The 21,824-nt window shown below is 45.4% G+C and carries 17 protein-coding genes; 2 read left to right on the top strand and 15 right to left on the bottom strand.

Features of this window, described 5'->3' with window-relative positions; all coding sequences use genetic code 11:
• Nucleotides 1-32: 32 nt before the first annotated feature.
• Together LAQ65_RS09670 and aspS are read right to left on the bottom strand one after the other, a co-directional pair.
• On the bottom strand, nucleotides 33-548 hold the full coding sequence (locus LAQ65_RS09670; RefSeq protein ID WP_224116748.1) for a hypothetical protein: 516 nt from the start codon (nucleotides 546-548) through the stop codon (nucleotides 33-35).
• A 5-nt stretch (nucleotides 549-553) separates the two neighbouring features.
• The gene (gene aspS, locus LAQ65_RS09665; protein ID WP_224116747.1) at nucleotides 554-2,383 is read right to left on the bottom strand and encodes an aspartate--tRNA ligase; all 1,830 of its coding nucleotides are present in this window, start codon (nucleotides 2,381-2,383) and stop codon (nucleotides 554-556) included.
• Between the two features lie 332 nt (nucleotides 2,384-2,715).
• Between aspS and LAQ65_RS09660 the strand changes: the two genes are divergently transcribed.
• Nucleotides 2,716-3,513, top strand: a complete 798-nt coding sequence (locus LAQ65_RS09660; protein WP_224116746.1) for a zinc-dependent peptidase — start codon at nucleotides 2,716-2,718, stop codon at nucleotides 3,511-3,513.
• Between the two features lie 12 nt (nucleotides 3,514-3,525).
• Here the strand turns inward: LAQ65_RS09660 and LAQ65_RS09655 are convergent, their stop codons facing one another.
• Together LAQ65_RS09655 and LAQ65_RS09650 are read right to left on the bottom strand one after the other, a co-directional pair.
• Nucleotides 3,526-4,125, bottom strand: a complete 600-nt coding sequence (locus tag LAQ65_RS09655) for a molybdenum cofactor guanylyltransferase (RefSeq protein WP_224116745.1) — start codon at nucleotides 4,123-4,125, stop codon at nucleotides 3,526-3,528.
• Nucleotides 4,125-4,403, bottom strand: coding sequence for a SelT/SelW/SelH family protein (locus LAQ65_RS09650; RefSeq protein ID WP_224116744.1), 279 nt, complete (start codon nucleotides 4,401-4,403; stop codon nucleotides 4,125-4,127). Before LAQ65_RS09650 ends, LAQ65_RS09655 begins: the two co-directional genes overlap by 1 nt.
• A gap of 64 nt (nucleotides 4,404-4,467) precedes the next feature.
• Here LAQ65_RS09650 and LAQ65_RS09645 point away from each other — a divergent pair, with 64 nt between their 5' ends.
• Entirely contained in the window at nucleotides 4,468-5,265 is a 798-nt protein-coding gene (locus tag LAQ65_RS09645; RefSeq protein WP_224116743.1) for an MOSC domain-containing protein, read from the top strand.
• Here LAQ65_RS09645 and LAQ65_RS09640 read toward each other — a convergent pair.
• The 11 genes from LAQ65_RS09640 to deoC all read right to left on the bottom strand — a co-directional run bounded on the left by LAQ65_RS09640 (nucleotide 5,255) and on the right by deoC (nucleotide 21,768).
• Entirely contained in the window at nucleotides 5,255-5,680 is a 426-nt protein-coding gene (locus tag LAQ65_RS09640; protein WP_224116742.1) for a hypothetical protein, read from the bottom strand. The genes LAQ65_RS09645 and LAQ65_RS09640 overlap by 11 nt on opposite strands.
• Nucleotides 5,681-5,776: 96 nt before the next feature.
• Entirely contained in the window at nucleotides 5,777-6,856 is a 1,080-nt protein-coding gene (locus tag LAQ65_RS09635) for an NAD(P)/FAD-dependent oxidoreductase (protein ID WP_224116741.1), read from the bottom strand.
• A 36-nt stretch (nucleotides 6,857-6,892) separates the two neighbouring features.
• Nucleotides 6,893-12,967, bottom strand: coding sequence for an alpha-2-macroglobulin family protein (locus tag LAQ65_RS09630; protein WP_224116740.1), 6,075 nt, complete (start codon nucleotides 12,965-12,967; stop codon nucleotides 6,893-6,895).
• A gap of 165 nt (nucleotides 12,968-13,132) precedes the next feature.
• Nucleotides 13,133-14,266: a T9SS type A sorting domain-containing protein gene (locus LAQ65_RS09625; RefSeq protein ID WP_224116739.1), complete on the bottom strand. Its 1,134-nt coding sequence runs from the start codon at nucleotides 14,264-14,266 to the stop codon at nucleotides 13,133-13,135.
• A 173-nt stretch (nucleotides 14,267-14,439) separates the two neighbouring features.
• Nucleotides 14,440-15,312 carry a succinate--CoA ligase subunit alpha gene (gene sucD / locus LAQ65_RS09620; RefSeq protein ID WP_224116738.1) on the bottom strand — a complete coding sequence of 291 codons (873 nt, stop codon included), beginning with the start codon at nucleotides 15,310-15,312 and terminating at the stop codon, nucleotides 14,440-14,442.
• Between the two features lie 85 nt (nucleotides 15,313-15,397).
• On the bottom strand, nucleotides 15,398-16,207 hold the full coding sequence (locus LAQ65_RS09615; RefSeq protein WP_224116737.1) for an ABC transporter ATP-binding protein: 810 nt from the start codon (nucleotides 16,205-16,207) through the stop codon (nucleotides 15,398-15,400).
• Nucleotides 16,208-16,216: 9 nt separating this feature from the next.
• Complete coding sequence (locus LAQ65_RS09610) at nucleotides 16,217-16,954, bottom strand: MlaE family ABC transporter permease (RefSeq protein ID WP_224116736.1); 738 nt, start codon at nucleotides 16,952-16,954, stop codon at nucleotides 16,217-16,219.
• A 48-nt stretch (nucleotides 16,955-17,002) separates the two neighbouring features.
• A complete protein-coding gene (locus LAQ65_RS21270; RefSeq protein WP_224116735.1) occupies nucleotides 17,003-19,348 on the bottom strand; it encodes an NADP-dependent malic enzyme in 2,346 nt (781 codons plus the stop codon).
• A 56-nt stretch (nucleotides 19,349-19,404) separates the two neighbouring features.
• Nucleotides 19,405-20,595: a M20 metallopeptidase family protein gene (locus LAQ65_RS09600; RefSeq protein WP_224116734.1), complete on the bottom strand. Its 1,191-nt coding sequence runs from the start codon at nucleotides 20,593-20,595 to the stop codon at nucleotides 19,405-19,407.
• Between the two features lie 38 nt (nucleotides 20,596-20,633).
• Nucleotides 20,634-21,062 carry an SPOR domain-containing protein gene (locus LAQ65_RS09595; protein WP_224116733.1) on the bottom strand — a complete coding sequence of 143 codons (429 nt, stop codon included), beginning with the start codon at nucleotides 21,060-21,062 and terminating at the stop codon, nucleotides 20,634-20,636.
• A gap of 31 nt (nucleotides 21,063-21,093) precedes the next feature.
• Nucleotides 21,094-21,768: a deoxyribose-phosphate aldolase gene (gene deoC, locus LAQ65_RS09590; protein ID WP_224116732.1), complete on the bottom strand. Its 675-nt coding sequence runs from the start codon at nucleotides 21,766-21,768 to the stop codon at nucleotides 21,094-21,096.
• Nucleotides 21,769-21,824: the final 56 nt, after the last annotated feature.

The following is a 21,824-nucleotide window of genomic DNA, read 5'->3' as shown; positions in this document are numbered from 1 at the left end:
CTCGTTTTTCTAATATACAGCTTATTTTAATACTAGCCTTCAGGATCAGCCGGAATCTGGAAAGCATCTGCATGCTGGCGGATTAACCGGAAACTCATATATACGTGAACAAGCAGCATAATACTATATACCAGCAGGAAACGCAGCAGGAATTGCATGAAGTTCATCATCATGGTTTCCATGCCTTCCACAGATGTTTTCTGCATAGACATAGCCTGTTCCATTACCTCACTCAGCATCGCGGGTTTCATAATAAGTGAAAGGGATTGAATACCGGTTAAAGCAGCAAATGCAAGGGTGCCATAGCCATTCACTTTTACCAGGTCACGCAGGGAAGGCTTGCAATACATATGTGCATCAATACCACGAGTTAGAAATCTCCAGCTGCTATAGGTATAAATAACCACGCAGGCAACCATAAAAACCGGTAGTAATAAAATCGGGTTGGCCAGGGCTGCCAGCACCATAGTGAGCAGCATCAGGCTCATAAAGCCACCGATGACAAATAAGATATATGTGAGTATCCTGTAAAAACCTAAATTTTTCATATGCTTTAAGATTGGACCTGTAACCGTATACTTAGTTCAACCAGTTGTTTTTCGTCTATAGTGGCCGGTGCATCCAGCATAACATCGCGACCACTGTTGTTTTTTGGGAAGGCAATAAAGTCACGGATGCTTTCACTTCCGCCAAGGATGGCGCACAAACGGTCGAAACCAAATGCAAGTCCGCCATGTGGTGGCGCGCCATACTCAAATGCTCCCAGCAGGAAACCAAATTTGTGCATGGCTTCCTCGCGGCTCATACCAAGGGCATCAAACATTTTTTCCTGCAGTTCACGCTGGAAAATCCGGATTGATCCACCGCCAATTTCATTTCCGTTTAATACCATGTCATAAGCGTTTGCCTTGATATTCGCATATGGGTGACTGAGGTATTCTGCAGCATTGCTGATGGCAGGGTCGTTGTCAATCATTATGGAAATATGGTCGGGCTTTGGCGAGGTAAAGGGGTGGTGGCGGGCAACCCAACGGTTATCTTCCTCGGCATATTCAAATAACGGGAAGTCAAGTACCCATAAGAGTTTAAATTCATCCTTCCGGCGCAATCCCAGTCTCTCGCCCATCTCGAGGCGTAGTTCGCTTGTGGCTTTGCGGGTGCGTTCTTCGCGACCGGCAAGCAACAATATAAGGTCGCCTTCTGAGGCTTTGCAAAGGGCTGCCAGGTTTTTTAATTTCTCTTCGTCAAAGAATTTGTCTGCGCTGCTCTTGAAGCTGCCATCTGTATTGCATTTGATAAAGACCAGGCCGTTCATGCCAATCTGTGGGCGTTTCACCCAATCAATGAGTTCATCCGTTTGTTTGCGGGTGTATTCACTGCATCCCGGAACAGTTATTGCCAATACAGTTTCGGCGTCATTAAACACTTTGAAACCGCTTGCATCAAATATGGCCTGGGCAGCGAGGTTGCCGGTCTGGCCTTCAAAAACCGTTTTGAGGTTTACCAGTTCCATGCCAAACCGGATATCAGGTTTGTCGTTACCAAAACGCAGCATAGCATCATTCCAGGTCATCCTTTCAACCTGCTCCGTATAATCAATATCTTTTACGTCTTTGAAAATTCGCTTGATCAAACCTTCAAACATATTCAGGATGTCTTCCTGGGATACAAAGCTCATTTCACAGTCAATTTGCGTAAACTCCGGCTGCCTGTCTGCACGAAGGTCTTCATCCCGGAAACATTTTACGATCTGGTAGTAACGGTCATACCCGCTGACCATCAGCAATTGCTTAAAAGTTTGCGGACTCTGGGGTAATGCATAAAACTGGCCCGGGTTCATGCGGGATGGCACTACGAAATCACGCGCACCTTCCGGTGTAGACTTAATCAGGAAGGGGGTTTCAATATCCATGAAATTATTTTCATGCAGGTAATTCCTGGCTGAGCGGTTCACTGCATAACGCAATTCCAGGTTTTTCTTTACGGCGTTGCGACGCAAATCGAGGTACCGGTATTTCATCCGCAGATCATCTCCACCATCAGTATCATCCTGGATGGTAAATGGCGGAGTCGCTGCCTTATTTAATATGGTAAATGCGCTTACTTCTATTTCAATATCCCCAGTGGGAATGTTTGCATTCTTATTGCTGCGCTCCACAACTTTGCCTGTTGCCTGTATAACGAATTCCCTCCCGAGTGGTTGCATATCGAGTTCCTGGTTGAGGGCCTCCCCAAATAACAACTGGGTAATACCATAACGGTCGCGGAGGTCCACAAAGGTGATGCTGCCAAATTTCCTTACTGTTTGTACCCAACCTGCAAGGGTAACCTGTTGCGTACAATGTTCTGCTCTTAATTCTCCGCAGGTATGCGTTCTATACATAGCAATGCTTGTTTTCGGTCCTTTAAATGAGGGGCAAAGGTAAACTAATTACTGATGCCTGAAAGACAAACCAATAGATAATATAGTGCATTAAAAAACAATATGTTAAACGCTTCAGACCTTAGTAATTATACTAAAATTGCGTGAAAAAACACGAAACCATTGCACAATCCAAATTGTCTTTTTATATTGCTGTTGAATTTATTTATACCCGTTTCTACCCTCAGGTTTTAATCCGTACAATCTCCTCCCCGAAAGACCTATGTGTATCCATAACTGTGTCTAACCAGCATTAACAGTGCCCCGATTTTCTTACCACAAAAGAAGACCTTATGGAAATCGTATTCATTTGTTTGCTGGTGTTCTGTACCATCTTTACATTCGATGTACTGCATGTACGCCTGCAAAAGTATTTACTCTACCGCCACCGGAAGGGATTTGAGCAACACGAGACTTATTTTCGTTCGATCATTTCTTCCAATATCAGGTATTTTAACAAAGTTGACCTTGATATACAGCATAAGTGGCTGTTCCGCGCATACCTTTTCTACAGGTCCAAGAAATTTCATTATGTAGGTGTTGAAAAGACCGATGAGATGCCTATTCTCATAAGTGCTACTGCAGCGCAGCTGACACTCGGACTTGAAAATTTCTCCCTCAATTATTTCCGCGATATCTATGTGTTGCAGCATGACTACCATTATGGCTATTATTCACTCCCATTTATGGGCCATGTAGATGCTTCCGGTATTTACCTTTCCTGGGATAATTTCCTGCAGGGGATCAGGAGTGCACAGGACAGCAGCAATGTTGGCCTGCACGAAATGGCACATGCACTGGCATATGTAAACTTCATTACCAAAACCGACGAGGATAAGCACTTCAAGAAAGAGTTCCACCAATACTCAAAAGTGGCAAGGCCTGTTTACCAGGATATGCAAAGGGGCCGCAAGACTATATTGGGCGACTATGCGGCGACTAATTACCATGAGTTCTGGGCAGTTAGTGTGGAAGTATTTTTCGAAAACCCGGTTAAGCTGCGGCATGAATTACCGGAATTGTATTATGCTATGGCAGATTTATTGAGGCAGGACCCATACCAGATACTGGTGAATAGTTTGGCTGCATAGTAAATGTTTTATTTACATTCCGGCTAAATCATCTGGTGAATTCATGTTGCGGAAACAGTCAAGCATTTCTCCAGGGATATTTAAATAAAAACAGTTCATCTGGCTGATCAGGTACTTCATACTTTTTACAATGAGTTTTGCTGAATTAACCTGATCGGCTATGCGCTTTAGTGCCTTGCTGCAATAAATTGCGCACAGCGGTTCAGGTTTGTTGTCGTGAATAAAAACATAGCCTTCATACCCTTGGTTTATTGTATAACTGTCGATAAGGTTTTGTATAACATCCTTATTCATTAAGGGCATATCGCAAGCCAGTATGAGCAGGTCTTTACCGGCATATTTTTCATGCACACTCAGCAACCCGCAAACCGGCCCGCGCATATTAAACCGGGAATTATCTTCAACCAGCATCTCCCGTGGAAAAATTTCAGCATATTGTGTTACCTGTTGCGGGTTTACAGAAATAATCACAGGTAAAGCACACAATGACAAAAGAGCTACGCTGTTTTGGACCCATGTTCCTGTATCGGTTTGCAACATGCCTTTGTCACTCCCCATTCTTTGGCTTTCACCACCGCAAAAAACCACGCCTTGTAAATTGTTGGTTGCCATTATTGCCGGTCTGAATGGCCCAGGCTTTTCTGTGGATTGACCACATCCCTTACCAATTGTTTAATGACCTTTATATCTTCAAAACCACCATTTGCCTTCCGGTCAAAAATCACCCTGCCGTTAATGCTGATGGCATATTTCCCGCTTTCCGCACTGGGTTCAAGCGCAACTGATTTAAGGTCGCTTTCAAAAGTGGTCAGTAACTCCTGCGCCATATAGGCGGCCCGCAGCAGCCAATGGCATTTAGGGCAGTATTCAATGGTGATATTAGGCTTCATAGTTTAAACTTGCTGATATAAATGTACAGCAACAGGAAACGGTACGAATCAGTTACTTTTGAAAATGCTTCGGATCAGCGAAATATTTATCTATCCCATTAAATCCCTGGGTGGCATTTCTGTTCAGCAGGCGAGGGTCACAGATCGCGGGTTGCAATACGACCGGCGCTGGATGCTTGTCAACGAAAATGGGGTTTTCTTATCGCAGCGCGAAATCCCGAAAATGGCGCTGCTACAAGTTGCGATAAAACCAGCAGGATTGACAGTTTCGCACAAGCATAACCTTTCGCTTTCCCTGGATATTCCGTTTGAATGGAATAGCGGCGAAACCAAGCCTGTTATTATCTGGGAGGATAGTTGTTTAGCCTGTGTGGCCGATGGACAAATCAATAACTGGTTCTCGGATTTATTAGGACTGAATTGCCGCCTGGTATATATGCCCGATGATTCGCACCGTGAAGTGGATTCTAATTATGCAAAAGAAAAAGAGTTGACCAGTTTCTCGGATGCCTTTCCGATGTTATTGATCGGGCAACCTTCTTTAGATGATTTGAATGAAAGGCTTCAATCCCCGGTTCCCATGAACCGCTTCAGGCCTAACCTGGTCTTTACCGGCGGGTTGCCTTATGAAGAAGATGAAATGGGCGGATTTGAAATTAATAATATGCGGTTTGCCTGTGTAAAACCTTGTGCACGGTGCATAATTACCACCATCAACCAGGATACTGCTGAAGCAGGCAAGGATCCCTTAAGGACCCTTGCCACTTATCGTTCGCAAAATAATAAAGTTTTATTCGGGCAAAACCTGTTGCATAATGGCTACGGCGTCATTACCGTGGGGGATAAACTTATCAGGTATTAGACAAATGCAGTGTGTCCTCTGGTACATCAATGCTAATGGTTACTGTTTTCTGGTTTTTCTCTTCCGTTGGCCGGATGAATATATAGTAAGAGGCAATGAAAAGAAATCCTATTGTAAATGGTATTGCAGCGAAATAGCGGTAATAATCCGGCGCTTCCAAAAACTCAACACTCATCCAGTAACAGTTGGCAATGATCCAGAAAGCGACCGCAAGGTTATGGTACAATTCTGATTTGAGCTTTCTCGTTTGCCAGGTTATCAGCAAGGCTACGGTTAAAGTGGGAATGATCATGAGAATTCCCAGGGGTTTCCACAACATGGCCCAACTCATGTCCTTAATTAACCAGAATAAAATGTGGAGGTTTTCAATTTTCCGGAATTTTTCCGGGATGGAATACATGCGGGTGCTTGCCATTTACAACATAAAAAAATTTTAAATCATCTGCTTCCCGAAGGAGAGCCATTGCCCGGCAAAAATAGGTTTTTAAACGGCTTTTTAATGCTTCCGGAATCATACCGATAAGATTCTGGAAAATCGCTCCAGGCTTGCCTCAGCATGAATTTCAGCCCCATTAACCAGGTGCTCTGCCAGCTGCTTTCCAAACCAGGGCGCCAGGGAACACCCCTTGGTTCCCGTACCGTTGAGAATGCCAACCTGTTCATGCACAGGATGCATGCCCGCAAAAGGCCTCCTTTCAATGGTTGCCGGCCTGATGGCAGCCCAATGATCAACTACCGTAAATGGTAATTTCAACCAATTGCTAATTTGTTGTTCCGTTTTTTTCCGGAATGCTTCAGTTGGCCCCTCATCCGTAAACTCATTATCATAGGTTGAACCTGCCCAGAAATACTGGGTATCACTGCGCTCGCCTGCATGGGGAAAAGGTACAAGGGATAATCCTCTTTTATAAATATGCGTGGCCGGTAAGTCAGCTATTTTCAGCAGCAAAGCCTCGCCTTTATTGGCAGCAAAGGGAAGCCGGTTAAACAAGGGGTTTTGCATACTGGCATAGCCATCACAGAAAATAATCCGGTTAGCCATAAAATCTTTGTACACCACTTTGCCACCGGATAAGTCAAGCACACTGCGATCAAATGTTTCTATATGTAATTTGTGATGGTCCCTTAATTTTTTTTGCCATCTGCTCAATATAAGGTTCAGGTCTATCAGCAGGGCGGGATAGATAATGCCCAGGCCAAATGGCAGGTGGAAATAATTCTCCCAATTACCATTGTCTTCTGGTTTGGTGAGATAGGCCGGCAACTGCGGCAACCTTTTATCGAAGGCATCCCGCATTTGCGCTGTTGGAAAACTATGCAGTATATCCACGGTTTCGATACAATGGATGCCCAGGCTATCTCCAAAGGCGGTATAGTTTTCAAGGCAGAATTGCAGTAATTGATCTGCCATCCAGGTTTCCGCTATCGCCCTTCCTGTTACAGGGTTGATAACACCCGAAGCTATGCGCGATGAACTTTGGGGACGATCATTGTCTATTACAATAAAATCATGTCCCAGTTGGTCCAACCACCAGCTCAGCCATGTTCCGCATAATCCCTGGCCAATAATTATTGTATCCGTTTTTACCATGCGCGTGCAAATTAATTCATCTCATCCTTACTGATCTTACTCCACCGTAATTTTTATGCCTTCAGAATGACTGGTGAATTCCGGTGCATACATACACTGCACGGTACTTATACCATTACTGAAAACCCCTGTATGTGAAACAAACAAAGCATATTCCATGACATAAGTTCCTTTGGGCAGGTAACTGATGAAGAAATTGGTGCTTGCATCGCGGGTACTTTCATAATAACCTAGTCCGCCCTGCCATTTGTAACTACTCAATACATTCACCGGTTCTAAAGCACTTGCCCGCATATCTTTCAGGTGTACATATTCCATGGCACGGTCTGAGGTTAGCTCCAACCTCACTTTCAGTTTATCACCAACTGCAAGGGGCTGCCCTTCGATGACAGGTTCTGACACTGGACCAGTTTTGGTGGCTCGCTCAACCATCACAATTTTTTTGATCCGGAGCGGTGATGCAGCCGGGGTTATTTTTTCCAGGTTTTCAAAATATTGCCAGTAAACAGCTCCCCAAACGGGCAATTGCCGGGAGGCTGCATTCGGTTGTTCCACGGTTACTTTTATTTTCCCCATTTCTGGGAATACACCTGTACCAGGGATTTGTTTCTTATAATATCCTGTGCCAGCTTCTGCGGCATCGGCCCTCACTGTGGTTATTGTGCCAAGTTGCACGCTTACCAGGGGTTCTGCTTCCAGCCAGTTATCACCGTTTAATAATAATGCATAACAGGCATCAGCAGTCGCTTTTGTTGATCTCCAGTTGTTGCTTTGTTTATTGCGCAGCAACCACGCTTTTAACGCCCCGGTGATTTTATCATTTCCCCTGATAATACTAAAAGCTTCGATGAGCAGCGCCTGGGTTTCAATCGGCGCGTCCTGCCAGTAATAGCCTGCAGTATTATCTTTCCAGTACATGCCCATTTCTTCACTGGTGATGGCTGATTGTTCCAGTGATTGCAGGATGTTCCCCGCAGTAGTTTTATCTCCTGTCCGGAATAAAGCCAGTGCGATCATTCCTTTTGCCATCCGGTTTCCCCTGATCCAGTTTTGTTGTATCTCCTTGCGGTAATGGTTAACTGCAGGAAGGTATTGCGCTGGTATGACTTTTTCGGGAAAGAAACTCCGCATATAATAGTACTGCACTGCATAATAATTGAGATTGGCAGTCTGTTTTGATTTTTTGTCGCGTTTATCATAGTCTTCTTTGATGCGGGCATCTAGGTAGGGCAGTGCCTTTTCTGTAATGATATTTAATTGTGGCAGGTCTTTGGGGATGGCGCCTGATTGCTTCAGGTGGCCGATGCCGGTCACAATGTATTGGGTAATATAACGATCATCCGGACCACCTTTAAACCAGCTGAATCCGCCATTGGGGGTTTGCAGTTCGAGCAACTGCCCGGCTATTTTTTGCCTGTTCTTCGCCAGTTGAACCAGGTTGAACAATTGGGCGATCTGCCTTTTTTGTTCCGTTTCTGATTTGGCCTCCAGTACCCAGGGGGTTTCTTCCAGCAGTACTTGTTTGAGTTCGGAGTTTTTCTGCAGGTTGCTTAATAATGCGCTGGTATCGGGACTTTCCCATTTTTCAAGGATGGATTTTATTTTCGGTAGGCGGTCCACAATACTGGCCGCCAGCAGGTTGCCATACAAACGGTTGAAACTTTGTTCCGCGCATTCATAAGGGTAATCGGCAAGGTAGGGCAGGGCCTGAACCGCATACCAGGCCGGGTTTGCGGTGAACTCAACGGTCAGTGCGCGGTGACTGAGGCTTTCGCTTTCGCCGCTTTCCGATAGTTTTTTAAAGTCGTAATTTTTTGTGCCGCTGCCATTGATAAAGAAAGGCATTGACTCTGTGACCAGTTGTCGGTTACTCAATACTGGTAGCGCGGCCTCCTCGCCATCACTGTAATTGCCGGAACGGGCAATGATCTTCCAGGTCAGCACTTTGTCAAACAGGTAGGGAACTTCTACCGGGAATTTCACCAGTTCGCTGCTGCCTGGTGCGACCGTAAAATACTGGTTGGGGAAGAAATTATTGAACCACCCATCCATTGGTTGGTTGGTAGTAGCATCAATCAGTTGCAGCTCTGCCTGTCCCGTCATTTCAGCATTGGAAAGGTTCACAATTTTGGTCGTGATTTCCATCCTGTCTCCTTCTCTTAAAAAGCGCGGCATATTGGGCTGGACCATCAGTTCCTTTTGCGTGATGATATTCTTCTGGAGCGATCCCATCGCCAGGTCTGGGGTATGCGCCAGTAACTGCCATTTCCAGGTGGTGAGGGCTTCAGGCATTGTAAAACTGAAGCTGTAGTTGCCGTTCGTATCTGACTGGAGTTGCGGTAAGAAGAATGCAGTTTCGCGGAAATCTTTGCGGGTGGTTAAATTTGCAGTTGGAGTATTTTTTTGTTCTGGTTGACCTTCGATATTTTCCGCTTTCTTTTTGGATTGTACGCTACCGGTCAAATTCCTTTTTACAGTTATGACTTCGTCCATAACTGATTCAGCAGCCATCGGCGCAGCCATTACTATCTGCCCTTTCTTATAATACCTTCTCCCCGATGCATAAGCATTGGAAAAGGCAATCAACTCATCATAGTCTTTTTCTACGACTTCAATTACTTTCAATTCAGGTGCATTATTTTCTGAACCGGCTAAAGCAAAACAAATATTGCCACGCCAGTTTTCCCGGTTCCAATACAGTGGCCAGATGGAAGGCTGGTTCCATTTGTGCGGTGCAAACTGATCCAGCGAAGCATCATACATACTGGTCAGTAATTCAGCAGCTACTTTTTCACCTTTATTTCCTTTAATGCTAATGGTCCATTTTTCTTCACTGCCCGGCAGGGTTTTATCGCGATAGGTATTTACCCGGATATCCAGTTCCTTATTCAGCCAGGGTATTGCAAATCCATTCTGAACCAGGTAGAAACGATTGTCTTTTACAAAAAAATGCAAAAAGCCTACCCCGCCACGATCCGCTTCTGTTGCTGTAAAAGATTGATTTAGCAGGCTATTGTCAAGGCTAAGTATTTTGAATTTCTCTGAGAAGGGCTGTTTGCTGTCGGCCTCACCATCTTCAGCCGCTGCCTCTTTTTGCTGGATTATAATAAGGCGGCCTGCGCTGCTCCCAATTGTCACAGTTCCTGTTTCCCCGGGTTGCAGGCTTTGCCTGTCCTGTATTGCTGTTAAATAGGAGGGTACGGGCAATTGTTTTGCATTTCTGTCGTACAGGAATATCCTGGTTACATCCTTCACCGTATCGCCATAACGGTCAAGTGCAGTAGCAGTGACCTGGTACCATCCTGCCACCGGGTTTTCCAGGTTAGCAGCCACCTGTCCCGATGCGGTACTCATTCCCTTGATTTTCCAAACCACAGCACCTGCCGGCCAGGTGGATGGATCACTTTCGTGGCGATACTCATCATGCGGAAACCATTTTAAAAACTCAGCCTCTGGGATGGCATAGAGGTCAGGCTGTTGCCAGAATCGGCTCCGCACCAACCTGCCGGGTGATTGCAGCGGCCTGAGTTCCAGTTGTACATTGGCGGCTTCAAATTCACCACTAATGTTCCGGGTCTTTACTATGACCTGCTTAAAGCTTTCTGATGCCATCATTTGCTCAGCAGTGGAAACCTGCACCTGTAATGCTTTGTATGAAACCGGGATAATGGTGATGGCACTCCGCGTTTCCCCATTCAGGTCGGTCACATCCGCAGTTACTTCGTAATCAAAAACCGGGTCTGTTTTTTTGTCCAGTTGCTCATCCGGAATGGCCAGGAAGCTGATCGAAAAACTTCCATCTGCTGCAGTGGTCAACCGCCCATTGCTTATTTCCTGCCTGCTGCCCCGGGTGATGGGTTTCCATTCATACCGCCATGGATACAGGAACCGCGCAATTCGGGTAACCCTGTAAGTTATATTGGCGCTGTTAATTGCATTGCCGGCATAGGCCTTCGCAAAGCCCTTTACAGTTACGCTGTCGTTTACCCGGTAACTTCCTTTCTGGGGCAGGTATTCCACAAAGAATTTGGGACGTTTGTAATCTTCCACCCTAAAACCAGTACTGCCGTTTAAGAGCCGGTCTTCCAGCCGGAAACTGCCTGTCAGCCCTGTTTCCGGCAGTTTAAAAATGCCATTGTAAGAACCGTAATTGTTGGTGGTTAATTCCAGCGAATCGATTTTTTCCCCGTTGGCATTATACAAAATAACAACAGCGTTTTGCCCGCTGTATGCTTTGCTTCTTTTGCCCATAGCGCCTTTGGTTACTGCGATCCCCTTGAAATGGAGTGTTTGCCCAGGCCGGTAAATACTTCTGTCGGTGAAAAAGTATACCCGGGCATGTTTGGCTTCGAAGGCCATGGTATCGGGATTTTTATCTGCACGCGGATTATATACATATTGGTATACCTCATCATCCAGGAAAAGGTGGTCCTCTTTATAACTAATATCAAGTCGAAGGTTTCTTGATTCTGCCGGGTCGGGTAAACCAAGGTATCCCTGGTCGTTAGTTTGGTAAAGGCCGCCTTTCTGGTTTTCATGCCTGCGGCTGTCGTAATTGTATTTCCTGTACCATACCTGCACGCTGGCTTTTTTCAGCGGCTCTCCTGTTTCGCGATGCAAAAGGAAATAATCGTTCCCGCTGTTTACAAAACTAATGGAGGAAACATAGAAATGCGCGGCAGCAATATAAGTATCGCCAAGGTTTAAACGATCCTTACTGGCTGCAAGCAACAGGTATTCCCCGACGGGCAAAGCGTCAACCTTAACCTCCGTGCGGTGTTGCGCATAATCATCACTGGCAGGAAGTGCTTGTTCCCAGGTGCGGATTGATTTTTCCTGCATCAGCGCCCGCCATTGGGCAGAATCAAAATAATTGCCGCGATCTGATAATTGTTTGCGTAGTGCTTCTGTTATTTTGATCAGCCTGAAATGCACGCCAGGCAGATTCCGCCAGCTTAGCAAGCTCCTGAAAGGCTGGTCAGGCAGGTTTACTTTCTCTGTAGTCAGTTCCAAGGAAGGCTGCTTCGTTTCCTGTAGCAGGTTATAGCAGTTGGCGTATCCTTCAGTTTCATTTTTTGTAGCAAAAACTGATGAGCAGATGGCTACCACTTTCCTGTAGTCGGCTTGATCCTGTTCTGCATATGACTTTGCTAAAAGGTAGTTGGCCTGGTCTGCACCGGCAGTTCCTGTAAAATGCTGTATAAATTCTTCAAGTGCTTTCCGGTAAGCAGCTGTTTTGCCAGGCATTACGCCGTTTTCCTGCATATAACGTAACCGGTTCAGGTCTGCATCAAGCAATGCTTCTGTATTCTTGTCTTTTAAATGAAACCGGATCAATGACTGGTACAAAAGGAGGACCTTGTACCGGTAATCATTCGCGTCAGTTGTTTTAAACTTATGCTGCACGAATCCTGCTGCAGGCAAAAACAGGTCAGGGTTATTAAAAGTATAGGCGTCAGCTGCCCTGGCCTGGTTGGCATTGTCTTCCGCATAATATTCCAGGGCTTTCCAGGCCAGCAGGTCATATAAAAACGGCCTTAAATTTCGGGCATTCCCTTTTACTATTACTGGGTCGTAAACAGTTAATGAAGTGGTTTTTAATAATGCCTCCTCCTTTAATGCGGCATTGAATTCGCTACTGATGGCTGCATGGAAATCGGCTGCACCCCAGGAACGGATATTCTCTTTAGTATAATTTCTTGTAGTGGCCTGTCCCATTATTTCCCAGCTGTGCTGGTCGAAATAATTTTTATAATAATCTGCCAGCAAGGTATGGAAGATGGCGCCTGTGGCTCCTTTCGATTGGTTCGCGGCTTTATTAAGCTCGGCGATGGCCAGGGTGTCGCTAAATTCTTCCAATTGCTCCTGTATTTCCAGCCTGTAAACCAATGCCTTGACCTGTTGTGCCTCCTGCTTTTCGGTCACTGCTTTTTTATACAGTGCTTTAATTTCGGTTAAGGCAGATCGGTATAAGCCTTTCTGTTGGGTTAGGGAATCGATCTTTTTCCACCACTGGGTATAATTGGCTGGTTTTATCGTTTGGGCAGATAATGTTGCTGGTAAGAGTATATAAAAACTGCTCAGACAAAGCAGGAGGAATCTACAATTCATGCGCATAAAGTTCATTTTAATACAAGTTATCAAAAAGGATACAGATGGTAGATGCAGGAAAGGTTGAAATTGCATAAGCGGTAAAAAGCATCTCTTTACTTTAACGTTTTATGGATAAAAAAGCCGCCCTTTGCGGGGCGGCTTATATTCAGCGTGAATAAGTTATTACTGTTTGATGAATCGCCTGGTTATAACCTCATTGCCATTTTTAATTAACAGGGTGAAACTTCCTTTTGATAATCGATCGATATTTACCGGGTAATGCTGGCTGCCTTCTGTAACGAATATGGTTTCCTGAAGGACAAGTCTTCCGGTTATGTCAATAAATTCAAGTTGTGCTTTTCCTGAAATACTATTACTAAGCACAAGGTTTATTTGGCCCTGTGCTACAGTGGGGTAGAGGTTGTCCAACGCAAAATAATGGCCGCCCAGGGTTACTTTCAGGGTTCTGGTGTAAGATATACGCCTGTTTTCATCGATAATTTTTATGCGGTATTGGCTCTCTGGTTTAACCGGTGCGATGTCTGTGTATTGGTATTGTGCCTCCCCGGTATTTTTTACCGCGATAGTGGTGATTTTTTCAAATTTGCTATTGCCACCGGCACTGCGTTCCACTTCAAATGATGCGTTCAGGCTGGTTGCCACTCCTGTCCAGTTCAGGTCAACCTGGCCATTGCGCGGTGCAGCGGTGAAGTTGCGGGAGGTGAGGGGAAGGGCGGAGAAAGAAGCTACTTCAAGGCCATCTAATGCTAATGTTTTATTGCCGTTTTGTTCTGAAGTAAACGATATTAAAATATCAATGGTTGCATTTGCCGTTGCCGGTGTAGTGAAATTTTTTGTTGCATAATATGCCCATGTTTCTGTCTTAACGCCTGGTGATGTAGATTGCCAGTCAGGTGCGTTTGCCCCTGACATGGTTGTTATCACTGTTGCAGTTCCTCCAACATATACAGTAATATTTATTGTTGACTGTCTTGTATTTCGGGCTAACCAAAATCCCATGGACAAGGAAGCGCTGCTTGGAACTGCTATGCCGGATACTTTAAATGTAGAAGCCAGGTTTTGTGGGTCGGCAATCAAATAGGATCCGGTTCCTGCTGCCCTTGGTGAAGTATTCGCAACATTAACTGATCCTCCCGGAGGATATGATGTTGCATATGTCAGTGAACCCCAGGATGTATAACCGGTATAAGTGAGCGCTGCACCTGTACTGGTGCCAAATGACTCTGAATAGGAGACTGTTTGTGTCTTTCCCACTAAATAAATAATCGAAAATAAAAACGTAAAGATTTTTTTCATACCGCTGTTTTGGTTCAAGTAGATAATACAGAGGTTAACTCTGATTATTTTTTGTTTAAACAGGGCAATGGATTAAAGTAAGGCTTATAAATGTAATTCTATGGGGAATAAAGCACTCCAAACGCAAAAATGGCGCATATATTGCGCCATTTTAAAATAGTATGTGAATTGCTTTACAGGCTAATAACTTCTGCCATACGTTTACCAATATCAGCCGGACTCTTCACTACATGGATACCACATTCCTCCATGATCTTCATTTTTGCGGCTGCGGTATCATCTGCCCCGCCAATGATCGCACCGGCATGTCCCATACGACGGCCCGGAGGCGCTGTCTGGCCGGCAATAAATCCAACAACTGGCTTTTTGCCATTGTCCTTAATCCAACGTGCTGCCTCAGCTTCCATTCCACCACCAATTTCACCAATCATAACAATTGCCACAGTTGCCGGGTCATTCATTAATAACTCAACAGCCTCTTTGGTAGTTGTTCCGATGATCGGATCCCCACCTATTCCTATGGCAGTTGTAACGCCTAATCCTGCTTTTGCCAATTGATCAGCTGCTTCATAAGTAAGGGTACCGCTTTTTGATACTATACCTACTGAACCTTTTACGAATATATTACCTGGCATAATGCCCACTTTGCATTCGCCGGCAGTTATCACCCCCGGGCAGTTTGGTCCTACCAAACGGGTCTTTTTACCTTGCAGGAAACTTTTTGCCTTTACCATATCCTGGACCGGGATGCCTTCGGTAATACAAACTACCAGGTCAATCCCGGCATCAGCTGCTTCCATAATGGCATCTGCAGCAAATACAGGCGGTACAAAAATGATCGACACATTGGCGCCGGTTGCCTGGACAGCTTCCGCAACAGTATTAAATACAGGACGATCCAGGTGGCTAGAGCCGCCTTTGCCAGGAGTAACACCACCAACTACATTTGTACCATAATCCAGCATTTGTGTAGCATGGAATGTACCTTCTGTTCCTGTAAATCCCTGAACCAGGATTTTAGATTGACTGTTGACTAAAACACTCATTTGAATTGGTTTTATTGTAGATACCCCGGATTGGCGGATCGGGGGCAAAACTAAAGGAAAATGTGGAAAAACAAATGCCCGCCCATTATTTCATCAGCTCATCCATATTCCGGTTATTATCAATCTTGCCGGCCTGTTCCAGCATACGCATGTCCTTGGCATCTTTCAGGAATTCTGAAGCAAAAATAAAATCATTCAGGCGTTGGTTTTTACTGAATATGATCTCCTTATTGTTTCCTTCCCATTCCTTGCAGCCCTGGTACATGTAAATTATTTTATCCCCGATTTCCATCACGCTATTCATATCGTGGGTGTTCACCACAGTGGTAATGTTAAATTCAAGGGTCAGGTCCTTGATCAGCTTATCTATGACCAGTGAGGTTTGTGGATCTAGGCCTGAGTTCGGTTCATCGCAAAACAGGTATTTTGGGTTCAATACTACTGCCCGCGCAATGCCCACCCTTTTTTTCATCCCGCCACTGATCTCTGAAGGAAATTTTTTATTGGCACCTTCCAGGTTTACCCGGTCAAGTACCTCATTTACCCTTTTTCTTTTTTCTGCATGGGTCCAGTTGGTAAACATATCAAGTGGGAACTGCACATTTTGTTCAACATTTAAACTGTCAAATAAGGCTGACCCCTGGAAAAGCATACCTATTTCTTTCCGGATCTCTTTCCTGTGCTCGTCATCCATTTTGGTAAAGTCTTCACCGCCGTATAATATCTGTCCGCTGTCGGGCTCAAAGAGGCCAACCAGGCATTTCATGAAAACAGTTTTGCCACTGCCGCTCGAGCCAATAATCAGGTTGCATTTACCCGCTTCCATGGTCGCGCTGACATCATTAATGACAATCCTGTCACCAAAACCTTTTACAATATTTTTTACCTCAATCATAGTGTCTGGTTAAAGGAGTAAGGCCGCCAATACATAATCGGCAAACAAAATCAATACACAGCTTACCACTACTGATTTTGTACTGGCCCGGCCGATTTCAAGTGCGCCTCCTTCTACATAGTATCCGTAGAATGCCGGGACACTGGAGATAATAAAGGAAAATACATAAGCTTTCACCATAGCAAAAAACACATTATACGGAAGGAAAGCCTTCAGTAATCCTTTATCGAAATCAGTTGTAGATAAAATTCCCGTCGCAGTTCCTGCAATCCGTCCGCCCCAAATGCCTAAACCGGCAGAAATTACCACCAGCATGGGTATAACGATCAGCGCAGCCACTATCTTAGGAAGTACCAGGTATGTTTTTGTATTTATGCCCATGATCTCCAGTGCATCAATCTGCTCGCTTACCCGCATATTTCCCAGCTCACTCGCAATCTTACTGCCAACCACACCTGCTAATACGATACAAACCAGTGTGGGGGCAAATTCCAGTAATACAGTATCCCGGACAATCTGTGCAATGGACGATTTGGGAATCACCGGGCTAACCAGCTGGTAGGCAGTTTGCAGGGTTGACACAGCGCCCATAAAAAATGAAATGATCACCACAATTCCCAGTGACCCGATTCCAATATCACTGCACTGGTGCATAAATTCCTTCCAGTATACCTTAGTGTTCTCGGGCTTCGAGAACATGCCTTTCAGCATAAGTATATACCTGCCAAACTCCGTAAAAATTTTCATGCTTTCCTGCTTACTGCGTAAAATACAAATTATTTGGTGTCCCTTCCATTACATATCCCGGGATACCTTCTTGAAACGTTTCCACCATTTTGACTTGGTGATTATATCATCTACCGGTGTTTTATGGCATTTCATCTGGGCATCTATCACTGCAATCAATGCCATGTTAAAGATACTCCGCACTGAACTGCCTAACTGCAATACATGCACGGGTTTTTTAATGCCGAGTAGGATCGGCCCGATGGCATCAGCACCTCCTACTTCCTTCATCAGGTTATAGGCTATGTTACCGGATGCAAGGTTGGGGAAGATCAGGGTATTTACATCCTGGTCAACCAACTCGCTGAACGGGTAATTCTCTTTTAATACCTGCTTATTAAATGCAACGCTGGCCTGCATTTCACCATCCACTATCAAGGAAGGGTTGCGTTCTTTTACCATCCTGCGCGCATCTGCTACCAGCCTGGCCTCTGGTGAGGCATTGCTTCCGAAATTGGAATAGCTCAGCATCGCGATGCGCGGTACCAGGTTGAAATTCCTTACCTCTTTTGCTACCATCAAAGTGATTTCTGCGAGCTCTGCTGCTGTTGGATTGAAATTCACTGTCGTATCTGCCAGGAATAACGGGCCTTTTTTGGTGAGCAGCAGGTACATGCCTGCAATTTTTTTCACCCCTTCTTCTGTTCCGATTACCTGTATTGCCGGCCGGATGGTTTCATCATAGTTCCTTGTTAAACCCGATATCATTGCATCGGCATCGCCTGTTTCCACCATCATACATCCAAAATAGTTACGGTCTTTCATAATTTTGAATGACTCGTATTTATTCATGCCCTTTCGCTGCCTTTTCTGGAATAACAGTTGTGCATACTGCCTTCTTTTTTCCTCCTGCTCATCGCTCCGGGGATCAATAATTGGAATGCTGCTGAGGTCAATACTATTCAATTCGGCAATTCGATTGATTTTTTTCTCGTCACCTAGCAGGATAGGATATGCGACACCTTCCTCGAAAACAAGTTGGGCAACTTTAAGGATTTTGAGGTTGTCCGCTTCCGCAAATACCAGTCGTTTCGGGTTGCTTCTTGCCTTGCTGCCAATAACCCGCATCAACTGGTTGTCCAGCCCGAGCCTGCGGTTGAGCTCAGCACCATAAGCATTCCAGTCTGTTATTGTCGATTGAGCCACCCCGCTTTCAATAGCAGCCCTGGCTACCGCCGGCGCCACAGTTTCCAGTAAACGGGGATCCAGGGGCTTTGGAATGATATAAGTGGGACCGAAGCTGATATTCCTTTCATTATAGGCCAGGTTTACGATTTCTGGAACCGGGCTCTTCGCAAGGTCTGCAAGGGCACGCACCGCAGCCAGTTTCATGGCTTCATTGATTTGCCTTGCCCGCACATCCAGCGCACCCCTGAATATAAAAGGGAAGCCCAGCACATTGTTCACCTGGTTGGGATAATCACTGCGGCCCGTTGCCATAATAATATCTTTCCTGGCTGCTACCGCTGTTTCATAGGTGATTTCCGGATCAGGATTGGCCATTGCAAAAACAATGGGCTGTTTCCCCATCGATTGTACCATTTCCGTAGTGACAACATTGGCAACACTTAATCCTAAAAACACATCGGCATCTTTCATGGCTTTGGCAAGTGTCCAGTCAGCAGCTTTAACAGCAAATGGTAATTTGTCTTCACCCAAATCGGTACGGCCGGTATGCAGCACACCCTCCTTATCAAATACAATAAAGTTTTCATGCTGTGCACCCAGCGAAACATACAGCTTCATACAGGCCATGGCAGCTGCTCCCGCGCCATTAACCACAAACCGGACTTTATCAATTTTTTTCTTTTGCAACTCAAGCGCATTCAACAGCGCAGCAGAACTTATGATCGCAGTTCCATGCTGGTCGTCGTGCATAACAGGAATGTTCATGTGCTTTTTGAGCTCCTGCTCTATATAAAAACATTCCGGCGCTTTAATGTCCTCAAGGTTGATGCCACCAAATGTGGGTTCAAGCGCTTTTACAATTTCAACAAACTTTACCGGGTCTTTTTCATTTACCTCTATATCAAACACATCTATATCTGCAAAAATCTTGAACAGTACCCCTTTCCCTTCCATCACCGGCTTGCTGGCTTCCGGACCAATATCGCCCAGCCCGAGTACCGCTGTCCCATTTGTGATTACTCCCACCAGGTTTCCCTTGGCAGTATATTTATATACGTTTTCGCGATTTTCAGCAATTTCCTTGCAGGGTTCGGCTACACCAGGACTGTAAGCAAGCGATAAATCACGTTGGGTTTTAGCCTCTTTTGTTGGAACAACTTCGATTTTTCCGGGCTTTCCCTTGGAATGGTATTCCAGGGCTTCCGTTCGTCTGGTTTCTTTGCTCATACAAAATTTTTAGGGGTACGGTTCGTGAAACAGTATTGCAAATTACGAAAATGCAATCAGGCAGTCGAATGCGCTTTGGCGCCCATCCATGCCATAATGCCCATACCTGTTTCTATGGCCGATTCATCAATATTAAAAGTGGGTGTATGTACACCTGAAACTATGCCCTTTTCAACATTCATTACACCAAGCCTGAAAAAGCAGCCCGGGATCTGTTGCGAGTAATACCCAAAATCTTCCGCACCCATTCTCAGCTCTGTTTCCTCCACATGGCCTTCCCCCATATAAGTTTTTGCCAGTTCATTGGCTTCCTGGTGCAGGGTTTCATTGTTGTAAACTGTCGGATAACCAACATCAATGTGGCAGTCTATTTCAGCTCCCATTGAATGGGAAATGCCTTCTGTTATTTTCCTGATCAGCTCATGCGCTTTGAAACGCCATTGCTCATTCATGGCCCGGAAAGTTCCCATCAGTTTTACTTCACTGGGAATAACATTTGTGGTGTGGCCACCCTGGAATGAAGTGATTGATAACACCGATGGTTGGTGCGGGTCGCGGTTCCTGCTGATGACCTGTTGCAGGGCCACCACCAAATGGGAGGCTACCAATATGGTGTCCACCGTCAAATGGGGCGCAGCTGCGTGCCCTCCCTTACCCTTTATCGTTATATACAATTCATCCGCGCTGGCCATTACCATTCCTGGCCTGAAGCTTAATTGGCCTATTGGCAGTTGCGGGTGTACATGCAAACCAAAAATGGCTGATGGCCTAGGATTTTCCAGGACACCGTCCCGGATCATCAGGCTGGCACCGCCTGGATTCTTTTCTTCACCGGGTTGAAAGATCAGTTTTACAGTACCGGTCCACTTGTCTTTTAATTCCACCAGTATTTTTGCAGCGCCTAAAAGGCAGCTGGTATGTACATCATGGCCGCAGGCATGCATGACGCCCGGCCTTGTAGACTTATAGGGAATATCATTGGCCTCCTCTATCGGTAACGCATCCATGTCTGCCCTAAGCGCAATTACCCTGGATGCAGGATCAAGTCCTTCGATAATGCCAACCACCCCTGTTCCGGCCATTATGGTAAAAGGGATACCCATTTCGCGTAGCTGTTGCTGGATATACGCGCTGGTTTCAAATTCCTGGTAACTTAATTCGGGATGTGCATGCAAATGGCGCCTTACACCAATAAAATAATCTGCATAAGCGGCTGCCAATTGCCGGATACTTTGGGATAATGACATAGGGCAAAGATAGGGGAGAGCCGCTTACCACTCTCAGCTTACTGGTCACCGCTTTTGTCAGGGTTAACTTCTACCATGTCATTTACAATGAACATATTCTGGGTGAATTCCTTGCTGAGTTTGCGCTCATAGGTTTCAGCATCTTTCCGGTTCGTGAAATTTCCTACCCTCAGCCTGAAATATGGCGCCTGGTACATCAGGTAGGCTTTCAATTCGGGATAAAGCCTGTAAACCGTAGTTTTTGCCTGGATGGCAGCATTCCTGTCGGTGGTATTGATGACCTGGATGCGAAAACCAGCTACCATGCTGCGCGATTCGCGGGAAGTAAACTCATTGATCTCGGCCTGTTTGCGTATTAGCTGGTCGATGCGCGGGTCTTTATGAACCGCCAAAGCCGAACTGTCTGATTGCGCAGCGGCAGCCAGGGACAAAAAACCAGTAACCAACAGTAATATAAATGGTCTCATGTATATAAATAATCAAATTTCCCGCCAGTTTTTAATAATTCTGTAACTGGTGTTCCGGTGATCCCGTTACAATTGCGACGCTGCTGCTGCAACCCAGTCTTGATGCGCCTGCATCGATTAATGCCTTTGCAAAGGCATAGTCCCTGATCCCGCCGGATGCTTTTATTTTAACAGTCGGGGGCAGGTGTTGCTTCATCAGGTGAACCGCTTCAAGGCTCGCGCCTTTTTCGGCATACCCCGTTGAGGTTTTCATAAAATCAATTCCCAGCGATCCCAGTTTCTCGCAACAACTGATGATTTCCCCATCACTCAAAATTCCTGATTCAATGATTACTTTCAGGATCCGGCCTTTGTTATGGCAAACTTCCCGCAACAGGCTTACTTCCTTCTGAAGGTAATTCCAGTCATTTTGTTTCAGTGCAATAAGGTTAATCACCATATCTATTTCATGGGCGCCATCCACTACTGACAAAATTGTTTCGGCCACCTTCGCTTCTGTGGCTGAATAACCGAATGGAAATCCCGTTACAGTGGCCACTTTTACATCTGTAGGTGCAAGGATGGTCGCTGCCCGCTTTACAAAGGGCGGAGGCAGGCAAACCGCCGCAAAACCAAACTGCACTGCTTCAGTACATAATTTCTCCACCTCAGCAATAGTGGTAGTGGGTTTCAGGATCGTATGGTCAATATTAGCGGCGATATTCATATGTAAATACCGTTGATATAATTCGGTAGTCTAAGTTATGCCATTTAGTTATATTC

Source organism: Flavihumibacter profundi (genome assembly GCF_020076305.1).
GTDB classification, from domain to species: domain Bacteria; phylum Bacteroidota; class Bacteroidia; order Chitinophagales; family Chitinophagaceae; genus Flavihumibacter; species Flavihumibacter profundi.
The sequence above is the reverse complement of the archived record's forward strand: the minus strand, read 5'-3'. Positions and strand labels throughout refer to the sequence as shown.